The sequence below is a fragment of the Agrobacterium sp. CNPSo 3708 genome, from assembly GCF_028674915.1.
GTDB lineage: Bacteria > Pseudomonadota > Alphaproteobacteria > Rhizobiales > Rhizobiaceae > Agrobacterium > Agrobacterium cavarae.
On record NZ_JAQZSF010000003.1, the window covers coordinates 245,128 to 259,427 of the forward strand.

Genomic DNA, 14,300 nt, shown 5'->3' on the forward strand with positions numbered 1-14,300 from the left:
TGAGAGGTAGCCCTTACCATTACGTTGACTTGCGGTGCCACAACCGATCAATCTGCGGGATGATTTAAGGAGATTCGGGTGGGAAAATTACCGCGAGACGCTGATCTGATCTTTTTAGTAAAACATAACTTACTGTTCAAGCCTGTTGATTGGTTGCCCGCAATGTACGGCAATTTTATTAAGGCGCAAAAAAAGTATGGGCCGTCTTGCGTCCGCATTGGTCTTTCTGGGAAGGGGCACTCGCCAAATTATCGGATAGAACCTTTAAACGAACCGCCTAAGGCAACTCCAGAAGAATTCGAAAAAGCCCTTCTCTATGATGGCTCTCATCCACAGGTTGATAAGATGATCGCGAGAAACACCGCATTTAGTGGAAGAAGTCATAAACAGCCATCAACATTACAGGGAAGTCTTGATCAGGAAAATTGGAGCTCTGCTGTTAATACAGAGATCGAAATCAAGGACTTACTACAACAAGTAAGGAGAGCGCCGACGATATGAGGCGCGGTGCACACGAGATCGCCTCGTGGCTTCAAGGTCGAAGCGCACTGCTCGTCAATCAAACTTCATCTACACCTTTTGCGATGCGGCGTGCATGACCCATTGCTTGCTTGAGCGGCACGGCGCGTGTCGGATCTGATTTGTGAGCATCGTATGCCTCCACGACTTCATCCCGAAGCCAACGGTCCACTGCCGCGTCTTGCGCGGCGAGCGTTCTCAAACCATCGCGGATCACTTCGCTTTCGCTCGCATACTCACCAGACGCTACCTTGGCTTTGACCATTTCCGCCATGTCCAATGGTAGGGTAATGCTGAGGGACTGTGTTGTGCGCATGGTCATCACCTTCATATCGCCATCGGAGAATACACCAAGATAGGATTGAGTCCTACTCGTTTCCAACGGCGGATGTAGAAGGCGAAGGAGCAGCTAGATCAATCGAAGAGACCCGAAACCGACTGTTCCATCGCCGTGCGGTTGATCGCTTCGCCCAGCAGAGTGGCGGTGGTGATCACGCGGATGTTGTGCGCGGACTGGACGCCGGTGGTCGGCTGGATGCTGTCGGTGATGACGAGTTCGCGCAGCTTAGAGGATGCAACGCGGGCGACGGCGCCGCCGGAGAGAACGCCGTGGGTGATGTAGGCGGTGACGCTGGTTGCGCCGTTTTTCAGCAGCGCTTCGGCTGCGTTGCAGAGCGTACCACCGGAATCGACGATGTCGTCGATCAGAATGCAGTCTTTGCCGGAGACGTCACCAATGACGTTCATGACTTCCGACTCGCCTGGGCGATCGCGACGCTTGTCGACGATCGCGAGCAGACAGTCGAGACGCTTGGCAAGCGCGCGTGCGCGAACAACACCGCCGACGTCCGGCGAAACGACCATGACGTTGTTGGTGTCGTAGTGTTCCTTGACGTCGCGGGCCAGAATCGGTGCGGCGAAAAGGTTGTCCGTCGGGATATCGAAGAAGCCCTGGATCTGTCCGGCGTGAAGATCGAGCGTCAGGACGCGATCGGCGCCGGCTTCGGTAATGAGATTGGCAACGAGCTTTGCCGAGATCGGTGTTCTTGGACCGGCCTTGCGGTCCTGACGGGCGTAGCCGAAATAGGGGAGAACGGCGGTAATGCGCTTTGCCGAGGAGCGACGCATCGCGTCGATCATGATCAGCAGTTCCATCAGGTGGTCGTTGGCGGGAAAGGATGTGGACTGGACGAGGAAAACGTCCTCGCCGCGTACATTTTCACCGATTTCTACAAAGATTTCCTGGTCCGCAAACCGTTTTACTGTGGCATTTCCCAGGGGAACATTGAGATACTTGCAGATCGCTTCGGCCAGATGCCGGTTCGAATTGCCTGCGAAAACCTTCATGGGTGCCGCCTGTTTTCCATGCCATCGCTTGAGCCCGGGATTTTTAAAGTCTGTCCGCGGCCACTGCGTCGTTCAACGGGAAGGAATACCCGGCCCAGAAGGGCGCCGGACATGCCGTTTTGCCATGGGCGCCTTAATAGCGCTGTTGCCTGTGAATGCAATAGCCGGAACCGCGTTACCCATGATTTTCGTGAAAACTTTGTGACTCGGCTGTTTTCAATGTCGCTTCAATCGATTGGATCGGCGCAAGCGCTTTCGACCGACTGACTTATCCACGCCCGCTCTGCCGCCATACCTGGTAATCATCCAGCGTCTTGGCTGCGATCTTCTGCATCACGCCATCGGTGACGGCCGACCATGGGTCGCCTCCGCGCGAGGCCACTGATTCCTGCCCTTGGAGGCGATGAAGCCGCGCGCCATTGGCATCGAGAATATCCCAGACATAGACGATCGTAACCTTGCTGCCATCTTCGAAGGCGGACAGGTATCCCTTCAGGATGTTGTTGGCCGAGGTATCGGCGGAAGGCAGGATCGTCAGGCCCTTGGCGCGGGCTTCGGCGCCCAGTTGTCTGGAGAGCGGCGTGACGGCCTGTACCGGCGCGCCGATGATCGGCAGGAAGCGAATGCTGGCGCCACCCGACGGCGCAAGCGCTGCGGTCTGCTGCTGCGGTTGGGACGGTGGCTGCTGAGGCTGGCGGCTGACGGGCTGCCCATACTGACCGCCGCTCGTCATCGCCTGGGCTTGCGCCTGCAGCGTGTTCTGTGGCGCATAGGCCGGCACTTGCGAAGCGACGCCAGAGCCGGAGCGATCAGCGGCTGCCGCCATCTGGTCGAGATCTCCCTGATTGACGGGGGTCGATGGCGTCTGGTTGTGCCCGACATTGACTTGCGGGGTAAGCGCATCGCTGGTGTTGCATGCAGAAAGAGCCATCACGAGGCCGGGAACTGCAAGGACCGCACCGAGCCTCTTCATGCCTTGTATCTCTTCATCATTGGCTCCGTCCTCCCCAGGATTGCTGTGATTTAAGGGTGGTTTGGGTTCGGAGTCAAATCAGGCGGTCAGCATATCGAGGCTGTGACGGGACAGCGATTGTGGGGCGCCCTCGGTCGTTACATAGGTCTGACCCAGCGTCATGGCGATGCCGGCATCGCTATCCATGATGATCATATGCACGAAGAGTGTCATGTTCGGCAGGATTTCCTGGGTGTTGCCGGCGTAGAACATCTGATGCTCCATCCAGGAGGGAGAGAAGCGCGCGCCGAGCGAGTAGCCGCAGGCGTTGAGGCGATGGCGGGTCAAGCCGCGCTCATCCATGATCTTGGCGTGCACGTCGAACACATCGCCGAAGGTGTAGCCGGGACGAAGGACCTCTTCGATGGCGCGGATGTTTTCTGCACAGGCGTTGTAGAGTTCCTTGTGGCGAAACTCCGGTTCGCCGATGACGACGGTGCGCATCATAGCCGCGTGGTAATGGGCGCTCGCACCTGCCCATTCGAGCGTGATCTGGTCCTTGGCATCGAGCTTGCGGCGGCCGGCCTTGTAGCGGCACAAAAGCGCATCAGGGCCGGAGCCGATGATGAATTCGTTGGCGGGATAATCGCCGCCGCCGGAAAAGACCGCGCCCTGCATGGCGGCCAGAATGTCGGCTTCATCCGCGCCTGGCTTGATCAGGGCGATGGCCGCATCGAGCGCGTCATCGGCAAGCTCTCCGGCGCGTTTGGCATAGGCAATCTCGGCTGGGCTTTTTACCAGGCGAAGCGTGCTGACGAGGTAGGAGGCGTCGACGATCTGGCAGAAGCTTGCCAACTGGTTGTCCAGCAGGCGCGCCACGCGACCGGTCATGCCATGGGTGTCGAACTCGATGCCGACGCGGCAACCGAGCAGATCCATCTCGCTCATCAGGTTCTTGAGATCGAGCGTCGGATCGGCGTTGAGGCGATCCACCCAGATGACGATGTTCTCGATATTCGACGTATGACGGGCCTGACGCAGATCGGCGGAGCGCGTCAAAAGCGACACCGAGCCATCGGCCTTGACGATCAGCGTCTGAAAGAAGCAATAGCCGAAGGTGTCGTAGCCGGTCAGCCAGTACATGCTCTCCTGGGCGAAGAGCAGCACCGCATCCAGCTTTTCCTCTGCCATCTTCTCGATCAGGCGGGCACGACGGGCCTCGAATTCGGCGGGTTCGAAGTGTAGAGCCATCTTACGTCTCCAAAATTGCTATTGCTGAGATCTGCCGCCCGTAATCCGGCTCGGACAGATGCGTGGTCCTGCGGAAGGAAAAGAAACGCTTGTTATCCGGATAGGTGCAGAGATTGAGATTTTCGGCCCGGACGCCTGCTTTGGCGAGGCGATCCATGGTCAGTTGCTTGAGGTCGAAATAGGCATGGCCATCGTTCTTTGAGGGGGCGAAGTAGTGTTCGTAGTTGGGGTCGAGCCGCTTGAGGTCTTCGACACGCTCCGGGCCCACTTCGTAATTCTCCTGCGCGATGGAGGGGCCAAGTGCGGCAACGATGTTTTCGCGGCGTGCGCCAAGCGCGATCATGCTGTCGATGGTGTTTTCCAATACGCCATGAACCGCGCCCTTCCACCCCGCATGGGCCGCACCAACCACGCCAGCCTGGCTGTCGGCAAAAAGGATCGGCCCGCAATCGGCGCTCAATACGCCAATAATGACGCCGGGCGTCGCCGTCACCATGGCGTCGGCCTGGGGCCTGTTGCCATCATAGGCTTCATCGATCACGACCACGTTAGGGGAGTGGATCTGGTGGACGGTTGCAAGCCGCTCTACGGAAAGACCGAACCATTTGGCGACGCGGCTGCGATTTTCCAGCACCGACTGACGCTCGTCTTGCGAGCCGAGACCGACATTCAGACCGCGATAGATGCCCTTCGAAACGCCGCCTTCACGGGTGAAGAAACCATGGCGTATGCCGTTTTCAGATGCCGCCTCAAGCAATGTGCTCTGAACGGGAAGCGGCAGCGTGTCGTCCTGCATGGGGTGTTCAATCCTTTGCGGTGTCGCCGATTTTTCAGTGATGATTCTGAGCGAGTGTTTCCGATGGGCGCATCTCAAAAAGATGCCGTGCGGCAGATGTGCTCTGCTTCGAATTGACCCAATGTTGGCCCAAGCGGACGGCCTGTGTCAATCTCCTCTCAGGCGTCCGGCACGTTTCCACTCGTCAGCGGGCTCAATCCAGCGCGCGAAATGGCAGCAAATGAAGGGCAGGGCTGGAGACTGCAAGCACTTTGAAAAGCTCGCCCATCTTGCCTGCACCTTCGCCTGCGAGACGGTTGATGGCTTCGGCAATCGCGAGCGTCTGATCCGGCGTCGCGGTGGCCGCCAAAGCCTGTCCGCGTTCCTTGAGCCCGAGGCCATAGAGGAAATCGCCCTGGTGCAGGCAGCCGTTGACATGAACGCCATTTGCCGTTGCCGTCTTTACCAGGCTTTCGAAATCCACATGGCTGGTCAGATCGGCTTCGCCTGGATGGGCAAGCACGGGATCATATTCATGCATTCTAAGTGCCTGCATGGTGTCGCCATAGCCGGACACCATATGGCCGTAGTCGATGATCAGAGCCGTGCCGCTGTTGGCTTGCAGCCTCTCACAGAGTGCAGCCATGACGGCCTCGCGCGCAGGCGAATATTCGAAGATCGTGCCGAGCGCCTGGCGCTCCGGCTGTGGAGGAAGAAGGTCCGGATCGATGCCAGCGACACCTGCGGTGAAGATCAGTTCGTCATCCCCATCAAGGCTGACGACCCGTTCCCTGAAGCCCTGGGGCGTCTTGACGAACTGGCGGATGGGAATAGCATCGAAGAGTTCGTTGGCGGCAATCAGCAGGAAGCCCGCCGGCACGTCGTCGAAGCTCTCGTGCCAGCTGATCTTGCCCTCATGCGCGGCAAGCGTCTTCTGCTGCGTTTCGGTCAGAAGCGGGCTCGTTTCGATGAGATGCACGCTCATGGCGTCATAGAGCGGGGCGGCGATACGCTGGATGACCCGCAGCATATCTGCCATCATCGTGCCACGGCCAGGGCCGATCTCCACCAGCCGGACATTGGCGGGCAGGCCATGACGCTGCCAGGCATGGACCATGAAGACGCCGAGCATTTCACCGAAAAGCTGGCTGACTTCCGGTGCAGTGACGAAGTCGCCCGTCCGACCAAAAGGCTGGCGTGTCTTGTAATAGCCATGCTCGGGATCTGCCAGGCACAGCGAAAAGTAATCGGTGACGCTTAAGGGGCCGTTGAGCCGAATAAGAGACTTGATGCGACGGGCAAGGGGCGTTGGCATGTCACTTATCCGTTCTGGCGGGCACGGGCAGCAAAGCGTGCCCGCAGGATTGCCCAGACGCCGAGCGCGAACATGGGCGCGGAGAGAACCATTCCCATGGTCAGCCAGTTCCCTGCCAGATAGCCAATCTGCGCATCGGGTTCGCGGAAGAACTCCACGAAAATACGCGACAGCGCATATCCGGCAACGAAGGTGCCCGTCGCGGTGCCGGGTGTCTTCAGCGCCTTGAAGGCCCATATCAGTACGGAGAGAATGATCAGCAGCACGATGCCTTCCAGCCCGGCCTCGTAAAGCTGGCTTGGATGGCGGGCGAAAGGTCCGCCGGTCGGGAAGACGACGGCCCATGGAACATCCGTCAGACGGCCCCACAATTCGCCATTGATGAAGTTGGCAATGCGGCCAAAGAACAGGCCGACGGGTGCGACGGCCGCGATGATGTCGAACATGCTCCAGACGGGAATGGCGTTGCGACGGGCAAAGAGGATCATCGCGATCGTCGTACCCAGGAGGCCGCCATGGAAGGACATGCCGCCATTCCAGATTTCGAAGGCGCGGACGGGGTTCGCCATGACCGCAGGCAGATCATAAAAAAGCACGTAGCCGATACGCCCGCCCAGCACGATGCCGGCTGCCGCCCAGATGATGAAGTCATCCAGGTGGACCGGTGTCACGGGCGACTTGTCGCCCGGCCACAGTCGGTCCGTCATGCTCAGTTTACGTGCGTAGTACCAGCCCAGAAGAATGCCGACGACATAAGCGATGCCATACCAGTGAATCGAGATCGGGCCGATGGAAAAGGCGATCGGATCGATATTGGGAAACGGCATGATCGAAAGCGAGGCAAGCGGTGAAAACAAGTCGCGTATTCCATTCTCTTGTTGTTGTCGAAAACACCGGGTTTTCGCACGGCAGGCAGTATTGGCACGATCTTTCCCGCCGGGCGAAAATGGCGGGTGAAAAGGGAGCGGTCAAGGCGATTCTTTGGCGCTTTCACGACTGTCACAAGTAAGGTTACTGCCCGTCATAATCCCGTTTTTGCTTGCAACGCGCCGAGGGAGTGCCTACCTGAAATGCATGAGCCGGATAGAGCAATATGTTTCTCCGGATGAAGACGAGGACACCGCGCCATGAGCACAACCGGAACGAACCGCATTTTCGATGAATTCGCGAAGCTGATGACTGATGCCGCAGGGGCGGCGCAGGGTGTACGCAAGGAAGTGGAACAGGCGTTTCACGCGCAGGCCGATCGTTGGCTGAACAGCCTCGACGTGGTCAAGCGCGAGGAGTTCGATGCCGTGCGCGAAATGGCGATCAAGGCCCGCGATGAGAATGACGCTCTGCGTGCCAGGATCGAAGCGCTTGAGGCAAAGCTTTCCGGAAACGCTTCCTAAGCCAAATCCGATCTTCGATTTTGGACTTCTGTCAGACAGGCCGTGCCCTCAAAAAGGGCGCGGCCTTTTCAATTCGCGTGCTACCAACCGCCAACCTACGCGAGTGCGGATTCGTATCCAAAGAGCAAGCATTTTCATCAGCATTTTTTTTCACTCTGTGGACACATCCAAAAAGCGCAATCGGCAGAGTCGGTTATGACTCCCAACTGATCCGACGCGCCAAGAGATATCCACGGTTCTCCCCGGAAAATGGGACGACGGGGGGTGGCGCTCGGACTCGCTCGTTATAGACTGATTTTAAATGATGATTCGAAACGAACTCGGTAAGCTCCAGACAGGTTCACTGCGTTAATCTGGCGGCGTCGGGCAATCGTCCTAAACTGATGTACCGGCATTTGTATGTGCGTTTTTGTGCTTTCGTGTGCGAAACAGAACATTCATCTCCGGCTGAAAAGGTGCCGTATGAGCCTAATAGAATTCGAAGTTGAACGTCTCTCCAACCCGGTCGATATGATCGAGTTCGTGGCAGCCGCCAACGATTGGTCTTTCGAGCGCTCGGGCGAGGACGAAATTGCCATGACGGTGGAAGGCCGTTGGGCCGACTATCATATTTCGTTTTCCTGGATGGAACAGTTCGAAGCGCTGCATCTCGCCTGCGCCTTCGACATCCGGGTGCCCGACCATCGCGTCAATGAAGTGATCCGGCTTCTCTCGCATGTCAACGGCCAGACGCTCATGGGGCATTTTGACCTGTGGCGCCAGGAAGATGTCATCATCTTCCGCCAGTCGTTGCTTCTGGCAGGCGGTGCCGAGCCGACAAACCAGCAGGTCGAGGTTCTGCTGTCCAGTGCGCTTGAAGCCTGCGAGCAATATTACCAGGCTTTCCAGTTCGTCGTCTGGTCAGGAATGGATGCCAAGGCTGCGATGGATGCGGCCCTGTTCGAGACAGTGGGCGAGGCCTGATACGCGTGCTGTCCTTCGGTTCCAACCCTATCGTTCTCGTCGGCGCCGGCAATATGGGCGGCGCCATGCTTTCTGGCTGGCTGAAGAAGGGCGTTTCCGGCTCTTCGGTGATCGTCATCGATCCGCGTCCTTCCGACGCCATGTCCTCGACACTGAGCCAGGCTGGCGCTCGCCACTGCGAGAGCGCACCGGATAGCGTAACGGCCAGTATTCTGTTTCTGGCGGTCAAGCCACAATTGATGGATGCGGTTCTGCCGGGCCTGAAAGGTCTGGTCGGTGAAGAGACAGTCATCGTTTCGATCGCCGCGGGCAAGACACTGTCGTCCATCGAGAGCCATCTCGGTGAGGCGGCGACCGTGCGTGCCATGCCCAACACACCCGCCATGGTGGGGCGCGGCGTGACCGGTGCTTATGCCAATGAGCGCGTTTCGGCCGACCAGCGTCAGCTGGTGGAAGAGCTTCTGAAAGTCAGCGGCCCAGTGGAATGGGTTGCGACCGAAGGTGATATCGATGCCGTCACTGCCGTTTCCGGCAGTGGCCCCGCTTATGTTTTCTATCTCGTGGAATGCATGGCAGAGGCAGGTCGCAAAGCCGGTCTGCAGGCGGACCTTGCCATGCGTCTCGCGCGAGAAACCGTCGCGGGGGCTGGTGAGCTTCTTTACCAGTCCTCCGACGATGCATCCAAGCTGCGCCAGAATGTGACGTCTCCCGGCGGCACGACGGCAGCGGCACTTTCAGTGCTGATGGCCGAAGACGGCATGCAGCCCTTGTTCGACAAGGCGATTGCCGCAGCCAAGACGCGGGCAGAAGAACTGGCGAACTAAAGCATGTCGCGCAAAAGTGGTCACCGGTTTTGCGATAACGACATGCGACAAAACAAGGACTTAAAGCGTAAGGAGCGAATCTGAAAGATCGCGACACGCGTTAAAAGAGGGACGCGGATGAGCGCTGAGATCACCTATGCGGATTTCGAAAAGGTCGATATCCGTGTCGGCACCATTGTCGAAACGGAAGCCTTTCCCGAAGCGCGCAAGCCTGCCTTCAAGCTGAAGATCGATTTCGGTCCCGAGATCGGGATCAAGAAGTCGTCCGCCCAGATCACCGTTCACTACACGCTGGACAAGCTGATCGGTCGACAGGTGCTTGCCGTCGTCAACTTTCCGCCACGACAGATCGGGCCGTTTCGTTCGGAAGTTCTCACGCTCGGTTTTGCCGATGCCAATGGCGATATCGTGCTCGCTGCCGTCGAGCGCGATGTGCCGAACGGTGAGAAGATGTGCTGAGCGCGCAATGCCGCTAAGATCATTCTGACACGGTCAGGCGGGAATTTTCACGATCACCCGTAGCCCACCCAGCGGGCTGTCGTCCAGCGTCACATCGCCGCCATGGCTTCTGGCGATATCTCTCACGATCGAAAGACCAAGCCCGGTGCCGGATGCATTGAGGTTTCGCGCTTCATCGAGCCGGAAGAAGGGCTTGAAAACATCCTCTCGGGATTCCGGCGGAATGCCCGGGCCGTCATCATCGAAAACCAGGCTGACAGATCGGGGTGCGCGCCGCAGCTCGATGGACAGCGTGTTGGCGTAACGCTGGGCATTGGCGGACAGATTGCCGATCAGCCGCGAAAAGGCATTGGGGCGAACGGAAAGATGTGAGACGCCGTTGAGTTGAAACGTCATCGTCTTGCCGACCATGTGGAAATCACTCTGCAGTTTCTGCAGCAATGGCTCCACTTCCAGTGTGCCGACATCCTCTTCCGCATCATCGCGGGCAAAGGCGAGGTAGGCTTCCAGCATCGACTGCATGTCATCGACGTCCTTGTCGAGGCCTTCCAGATCCGGATTGTCGCTCGCAAGTGCGAGTTGAAGCTTGAAGCGGGTGAGGATGGTGCGCAGATCGTGGCTCACACCGTTCAGCATTGCGGTGCGCTGCTCCATCTGCCGCTCGATGCGTTCTCGCATGAGAATGAAGGCGAGGCCCGCGCGTCTGACTTCATCGGCACCCTTGGGCGAATAGGCGGTGATCTTCTGGCCGCGTCCGAAGCTTTCGGCGGCTTTGGCCAGCGCCAGGATCGGTCGGATCTGGCCGCGCAGGAAGAGGATGGAAATACCCAGCAGAACGAGCGATGCGCCGACCATCCACACAAGGAAAATATGGGTATTGGACGCATAGGTCTGGTTGCGGCGCGTGAAGATGCGCAGCGTCTTATCGTTCAACTGGATGCGGATTTCGACCAGCGATCCATTGCCATAGGTATCGATCCAGAAGGGCCTGCCGATCTGGGCTTTGATCTGATCGGCCAGGATGGAATCGAGGATGGAAAAGAAGGGTTGCGGCCGAGCAGGCGGCAGTTCCGTTTTCGGCTCGATATAGACGCTGAGATCCAGCTTTTCGCGAGCAATATTGATGACCCGCTGATAGTCGTCCTTTTCAGGATCCGTTTCGATCAGTTCGATGATGGCGGCAATATCGCGCGTAACCGCAGCAGACAGACGCTCCGTCACCAACTGCCAGTGTCTTTCCATGAAGACGGCCGCAACGACCGCCTGCAACAGAACCATGGGCAGAATGATGATCAGCAGCGAGCGTGTATAAAGCCCGGTGGGCAGCCAGTGCCGCAGCCACCGCACGAAGAAGCGCCACCCTCGTGCCGGGGCGCTGTTTCGGGCGAAACTCATGAAATCGAGGCTTGCCATAGATCACCTGTCCATCCGGCTCTTTTCCGGACGCGCCAGAAGGGTGTGGTTCAATCCACGCTCAGACGGTAGCCGATGCCGCGCACCGTCTGCAAATAGACCGGATTGGCCGGATCGTCCTCGATCTTGCGCCGCAGGCGGTTGATCTGCACGTCGATGGTGCGCTCCCCAACATCCGCGTCCGCATCCACGAGTTCATGTCTGGGAATGGTGTCGCCAGCGCGCAGCGCAAAGAGCATCATGATATCCAGTTCGCGGTCCGTCAGCCGGATCATCTCTGCACCGCGTCGAAGCTCCTTCTTGTGGAGGGAGAAGTTGAACGGCCCGAAGATGATCTGGTCGATTTTTGGCGTGTCCGGCGAGGTGTTGCGTCGCAGGATATTGTTGATGCGCAGCACGAGTTCGCGCGGATCGAAGGGCTTGGCGAGATAGTCGTCGGCGCCCGCCTCAAGTCCGGCAATCCGCGAATCCGCTTCGGAGCGTGCGGTCAGAAGAATGACCGGCACGGTCTTGTTTTCGTTAAGGGACTTCGTCAGCGACAGGCCGTTTTCGCCAGGCATCATCACGTCGAGGATAAGAAGATCGAACTGGATACCCTGCATCTTGCGGCGTGCTTCGGCGGCGTCTGCCGCAGCGGTAATGCGGTATCCCTTGTCGCTCAAGAAGCGCTGGAGAAGATCGCGGATACGCGCATCGTCATCGACGATGAGAAGATGGGGGGCGTCGTCATCCGCCGGCTGTTTTGGTGTGGCTGTGGCCATCGTCATTCTGCTCCCGTCGGTTCGGCGTCGCGCATTCTGGCGAGAAATTCAAGAACGCAGGTCCTTGCCTCCGTCGACATGCCCTCCAAGGCCCGCGCGATGCGGCGCGACTGCGGATCGCTCAAGGCAAGCGCCAGTTCGCGACCGGTCAATGTTGGGTAGAGCCTGCGCTGGCGACGGTCTTCGGGTCCCGCCATCTGGCGGATGTAGCCGTCGTCAATCAACTGCTTGAGGACCCGTGCGAGGCTCTGCTTGGTGATCTGCAGCGTATCGAGAAGATCGGCGACCGTCATTCCGGGGTTGCGGCAGACGAAATAGACCACACGATGGTGGGCGCGGCCATAGCCGAGCTTCTCCAGAATGGCGTCCGGATCGGAGACGAAGTCCCGGTAGGCGAAGAAGAAGGCCTCAATCGTGTCGAAGTCGATCTTTGCATCATCGACATGGGGCAGGGCCGGAGCCTGTTTGACGGCAGCCTTTTTCAGCGATTGGGCAGGCACTGTTCTTCCTTCACATTACCGAATGTGGACCATCATTATCACGAGATTGGCCCAAATGGTGTCCGACCCGGGCGTCACTCGATCATTTTCTGTTGCGTTCGATAATATGCCGCAGGTTGAACATCAATGCCGAAGCTCGGCCAAGGCATAGGCAATTGCATGCAAGCAAAAGAGCGCGGACGGGCCGCGCTCTTCGCTACTCATATACGGTGGTACTCTACGCGACTTTACTCGTACACGTACACCACGCGGCGCGTGCTTGGTTCAACCAGAACGCGGCGATCATTGACGCGGACGTAGCTGTACTCGTAGTCAGGAATGGCGACTAGTTCCGCGTTGGCAGGAACGGTCGTGCCGATGGCGACATCGCCCTCGACGCGCACGACGTTGCCCGGATGCTGATCGATATAGGTGATGACCTGCTCCGGCGGGTTCACCTCACCGACGCGACCGAGGTTCGGATCGCCTGGGTTCGGCTCTTCCTGCTGAACGCTGGCCGTCTTCTCGTAGGTCACGACCGGAACTTCGATGTCAGCGCGCCGCTCGTGCAGAATGACCGGCGAGCCTTCATACATGACATTCAGGTAATCGGCGTTGGCCCAGCCGCGAACGCCGTTGACTTCAATACGGCACCAGGCGCTGCCTTCGAGGCATCCGTCAAGAACCGCATTGCTGCCGCGCGTGGCAAGGCCCACTTCCGGGTAATCTTCGCCCGGGCCGGACCGCACGGAAATGTCAGATGCCGTGGTGGCAACCATGGCTGCATTGGCATAACCGGCGATCAAAGCGAAAGCGCCGCCAGCAATCATCAGTTTCAGCTTCTTGTCCATCTGTCTCTCTCCTTTGAAGACTGGGGCAAGAACGCAGCTTTTGCTTTTCCGTTCCCGGAATCGTGAACACTATGTTTGAAAAAGCACTATGCAGTCGGTTTTAAGATACTGATTTACTTACTCCTTTAACATTGTCGATAATGCTTTCGAAGCTTTGCTTTTTTTCACATTTCATTGTGCTGTCGCGCATGGGAGTCTATAGGGAGGGCGGTTTTTTGAAAGCAAGAGGTCATCATGGGAAAGTTGCAGGCAGGGATCATTCCGGTCACGCCATTCGAGCAGAACTGCACCATTCTCTTCGATGAAGACACGAAGGAAGGCGTCGTCGTCGATCCGGGCGGAGATGTGGATGTCATCGTTCAGACCGCTGCCGAAAACGGCATCACGCTGAAGGAGATCTGGCTGACCCATGGCCATCTGGATCACGCGGGTGGGGCCAAGGAGTTGAAGGAACGTCTGTCGCTGACGATCACTGGCCCGCATGAGGACGATCGTCCGCTGCTCGAGCGGATTGAAACCCAGGCGCAGAAATATGGGATGACCGGCTTACAGAACGTGCTTCCCGATCGCTGGCTGAAGGATGGGGATGTGGTGTCCTTCGGCGACCACAGTTTCGAAGTCTATCATTGCCCAGGCCATGCGCCGGGCCACGTCATCTACTACAATCGCGCGCAGAGCTTCGCCCATGTCGGCGACGTGCTGTTTAATGGTTCCGTCGGTCGTACGGACCTGCCCGGCGGAAACCACGAGCAGTTGCTCGCCTCCATCCGCGACAAGGTGCTGCCTCTTGGCGACGATGTAGGGTTCATCTGCGGCCATGGTCCGGGCGGGCGTTTCGGTGAAGAGCGGCGCTCGAACCCTTATTTGCAAAATCTCGGACCGATCGGGGCTGCGCCTGCGGCGCCAGGCGGGATTGAGAAAAGTAAAAACTGATAGAGGCGAGGGCACCGCTTCTCAATCAGATCCATAAAAAAACCCGGCATTCCTGCCGGGCTTCAAC

At 58.2% G+C, this 14,300-nt stretch carries 17 protein-coding genes; 6 read left to right on the plus strand and 11 right to left on the minus strand.

All coding sequences use genetic code 11. The annotated features are described in order from the left end of the window. Positions 1-78 precede the first annotated feature (78 nt). Positions 79-501: a hypothetical protein gene (locus PVA19_RS08670; protein ID WP_274102038.1), complete on the plus strand. Its 423-nt coding sequence runs from the start codon at positions 79-81 to the stop codon at positions 499-501. A 58-nt stretch (positions 502-559) separates the two neighbouring features. Here PVA19_RS08670 and PVA19_RS08675 read toward each other — a convergent pair whose 3' ends face one another. The 7 genes from PVA19_RS08675 to lgt form a co-directional block, all read right to left on the minus strand. Continuing rightward, a complete protein-coding gene (locus PVA19_RS08675; protein ID WP_274102274.1) occupies positions 560-835 on the minus strand; it encodes a type II toxin-antitoxin system ParD family antitoxin in 276 nt (91 codons plus the stop codon). 98 nt (positions 836-933) lie between these two features. Beyond that, complete coding sequence (locus PVA19_RS08680; RefSeq protein ID WP_062426401.1) at positions 934-1,866, minus strand: ribose-phosphate pyrophosphokinase; 933 nt, start codon at positions 1,864-1,866, stop codon at positions 934-936. Between the two features lie 268 nt (positions 1,867-2,134). Next, on the minus strand, positions 2,135-2,839 hold the full coding sequence (locus PVA19_RS08685; RefSeq protein ID WP_274102040.1) for a hypothetical protein: 705 nt from the start codon (positions 2,837-2,839) through the stop codon (positions 2,135-2,137). A gap of 78 nt (positions 2,840-2,917) precedes the next feature. Further along, a complete protein-coding gene (locus PVA19_RS08690) occupies positions 2,918-4,069 on the minus strand; it encodes a M24 family metallopeptidase (protein WP_062598675.1) in 1,152 nt (383 codons plus the stop codon). Between the two features lies 1 nt (position 4,070). Next, the gene (gene pgeF / locus PVA19_RS08695) at positions 4,071-4,865 is read right to left on the minus strand and encodes a peptidoglycan editing factor PgeF (RefSeq protein ID WP_274102041.1); all 795 of its coding nucleotides are present in this window, start codon (positions 4,863-4,865) and stop codon (positions 4,071-4,073) included. 193 nt (positions 4,866-5,058) lie between these two features. After that, positions 5,059-6,159, minus strand: a complete 1,101-nt coding sequence (locus PVA19_RS08700) for a class I SAM-dependent methyltransferase (RefSeq protein WP_113261770.1) — start codon at positions 6,157-6,159, stop codon at positions 5,059-5,061. Between the two features lie 5 nt (positions 6,160-6,164). Continuing rightward, entirely contained in the window at positions 6,165-6,986 is an 822-nt protein-coding gene (gene lgt, locus PVA19_RS08705) for a prolipoprotein diacylglyceryl transferase (protein WP_274102275.1), read from the minus strand. 300 nt (positions 6,987-7,286) lie between these two features. Here lgt and PVA19_RS08710 point away from each other — a divergent pair, with 300 nt between their 5' ends. From PVA19_RS08710 to PVA19_RS08725, 4 genes are all read left to right on the plus strand, one after another. Next, positions 7,287-7,550 carry an accessory factor UbiK family protein gene (locus PVA19_RS08710; RefSeq protein ID WP_062426406.1) on the plus strand — a complete coding sequence of 88 codons (264 nt, stop codon included), beginning with the start codon at positions 7,287-7,289 and terminating at the stop codon, positions 7,548-7,550. Between the two features lie 462 nt (positions 7,551-8,012). Further along, a complete protein-coding gene (locus tag PVA19_RS08715; RefSeq protein ID WP_062440311.1) occupies positions 8,013-8,513 on the plus strand; it encodes a YbjN domain-containing protein in 501 nt (166 codons plus the stop codon). An 8-nt stretch (positions 8,514-8,521) separates the two neighbouring features. Continuing rightward, positions 8,522-9,337 carry a pyrroline-5-carboxylate reductase gene (gene proC, locus PVA19_RS08720; protein ID WP_440598604.1) on the plus strand — a complete coding sequence of 272 codons (816 nt, stop codon included), beginning with the start codon at positions 8,522-8,524 and terminating at the stop codon, positions 9,335-9,337. A 117-nt stretch (positions 9,338-9,454) separates the two neighbouring features. Next, positions 9,455-9,796, plus strand: coding sequence for a tRNA-binding protein (locus PVA19_RS08725; protein ID WP_274102043.1), 342 nt, complete (start codon positions 9,455-9,457; stop codon positions 9,794-9,796). A gap of 33 nt (positions 9,797-9,829) precedes the next feature. On the opposite strand, the gene PVA19_RS08730 is transcribed toward PVA19_RS08725, so the two are convergent. The 4 genes from PVA19_RS08730 to PVA19_RS08745 all read right to left on the minus strand — a co-directional run bounded on the left by PVA19_RS08730 (position 9,830) and on the right by PVA19_RS08745 (position 13,300). Then, complete coding sequence (locus PVA19_RS08730) at positions 9,830-11,209, minus strand: ATP-binding protein (RefSeq protein WP_062440317.1); 1,380 nt, start codon at positions 11,207-11,209, stop codon at positions 9,830-9,832. A 50-nt stretch (positions 11,210-11,259) separates the two neighbouring features. Next, a complete protein-coding gene (locus tag PVA19_RS08735; protein ID WP_062426411.1) occupies positions 11,260-11,970 on the minus strand; it encodes a response regulator in 711 nt (236 codons plus the stop codon). 2 nt (positions 11,971-11,972) lie between these two features. Next, positions 11,973-12,470 (minus strand): MarR family winged helix-turn-helix transcriptional regulator, encoded by a 498-nt coding sequence (locus tag PVA19_RS08740; RefSeq protein ID WP_113327837.1) that lies wholly within the window; start codon positions 12,468-12,470, stop codon positions 11,973-11,975. 227 nt (positions 12,471-12,697) lie between these two features. Continuing rightward, on the minus strand, positions 12,698-13,300 hold the full coding sequence (locus PVA19_RS08745) for a DUF1236 domain-containing protein (protein ID WP_111846842.1): 603 nt from the start codon (positions 13,298-13,300) through the stop codon (positions 12,698-12,700). 234 nt (positions 13,301-13,534) lie between these two features. Between PVA19_RS08745 and PVA19_RS08750 the strand changes: the two genes are divergently transcribed. Continuing rightward, positions 13,535-14,233, plus strand: a complete 699-nt coding sequence (locus PVA19_RS08750) for an MBL fold metallo-hydrolase (protein ID WP_274102044.1) — start codon at positions 13,535-13,537, stop codon at positions 14,231-14,233. Positions 14,234-14,300 lie beyond the last annotated feature (67 nt).

What these genes read in the sequence shown, in the direction of transcription:
- PVA19_RS08675 (WP_274102274.1), bottom strand. Translation starts at nt 835, where the DNA reads ATGCGCACAACACAGTCCCTCAGCATTACCCTACCATTGGACATGGCG.
- PVA19_RS08680 (WP_062426401.1), bottom strand. Translation starts at nt 1,866, where the DNA reads ATGAAGGTTTTCGCAGGCAATTCGAACCGGCATCTGGCCGAAGCGATC.
- PVA19_RS08685 (WP_274102040.1), bottom strand. Translation starts at nt 2,839, where the DNA reads ATGAAGAGGCTCGGTGCGGTCCTTGCAGTTCCCGGCCTCGTGATGGCT.
- PVA19_RS08690 (WP_062598675.1), bottom strand. Translation starts at nt 4,069, where the DNA reads ATGGCTCTACACTTCGAACCCGCCGAATTCGAGGCCCGTCGTGCCCGC.
- pgeF (WP_274102041.1), bottom strand. Translation starts at nt 4,865, where the DNA reads ATGCAGGACGACACGCTGCCGCTTCCCGTTCAGAGCACATTGCTTGAG.
- PVA19_RS08700 (WP_113261770.1), bottom strand. Translation starts at nt 6,159, where the DNA reads ATGCCAACGCCCCTTGCCCGTCGCATCAAGTCTCTTATTCGGCTCAAC.
- lgt (WP_274102275.1), bottom strand. Translation starts at nt 6,986, where the DNA reads ATGCCGTTTCCCAATATCGATCCGATCGCCTTTTCCATCGGCCCGATC.
- PVA19_RS08710 (WP_062426406.1), top strand. Translation starts at nt 7,287, where the DNA reads ATGAGCACAACCGGAACGAACCGCATTTTCGATGAATTCGCGAAGCTG.
- PVA19_RS08715 (WP_062440311.1), top strand. Translation starts at nt 8,013, where the DNA reads ATGAGCCTAATAGAATTCGAAGTTGAACGTCTCTCCAACCCGGTCGAT.
- PVA19_RS08725 (WP_274102043.1), top strand. Translation starts at nt 9,455, where the DNA reads ATGAGCGCTGAGATCACCTATGCGGATTTCGAAAAGGTCGATATCCGT.
- PVA19_RS08730 (WP_062440317.1), bottom strand. Translation starts at nt 11,209, where the DNA reads ATGGCAAGCCTCGATTTCATGAGTTTCGCCCGAAACAGCGCCCCGGCA.
- PVA19_RS08735 (WP_062426411.1), bottom strand. Translation starts at nt 11,970, where the DNA reads ATGGCCACAGCCACACCAAAACAGCCGGCGGATGACGACGCCCCCCAT.
- PVA19_RS08745 (WP_111846842.1), bottom strand. Translation starts at nt 13,300, where the DNA reads ATGGACAAGAAGCTGAAACTGATGATTGCTGGCGGCGCTTTCGCTTTG.
- PVA19_RS08750 (WP_274102044.1), top strand. Translation starts at nt 13,535, where the DNA reads ATGGGAAAGTTGCAGGCAGGGATCATTCCGGTCACGCCATTCGAGCAG.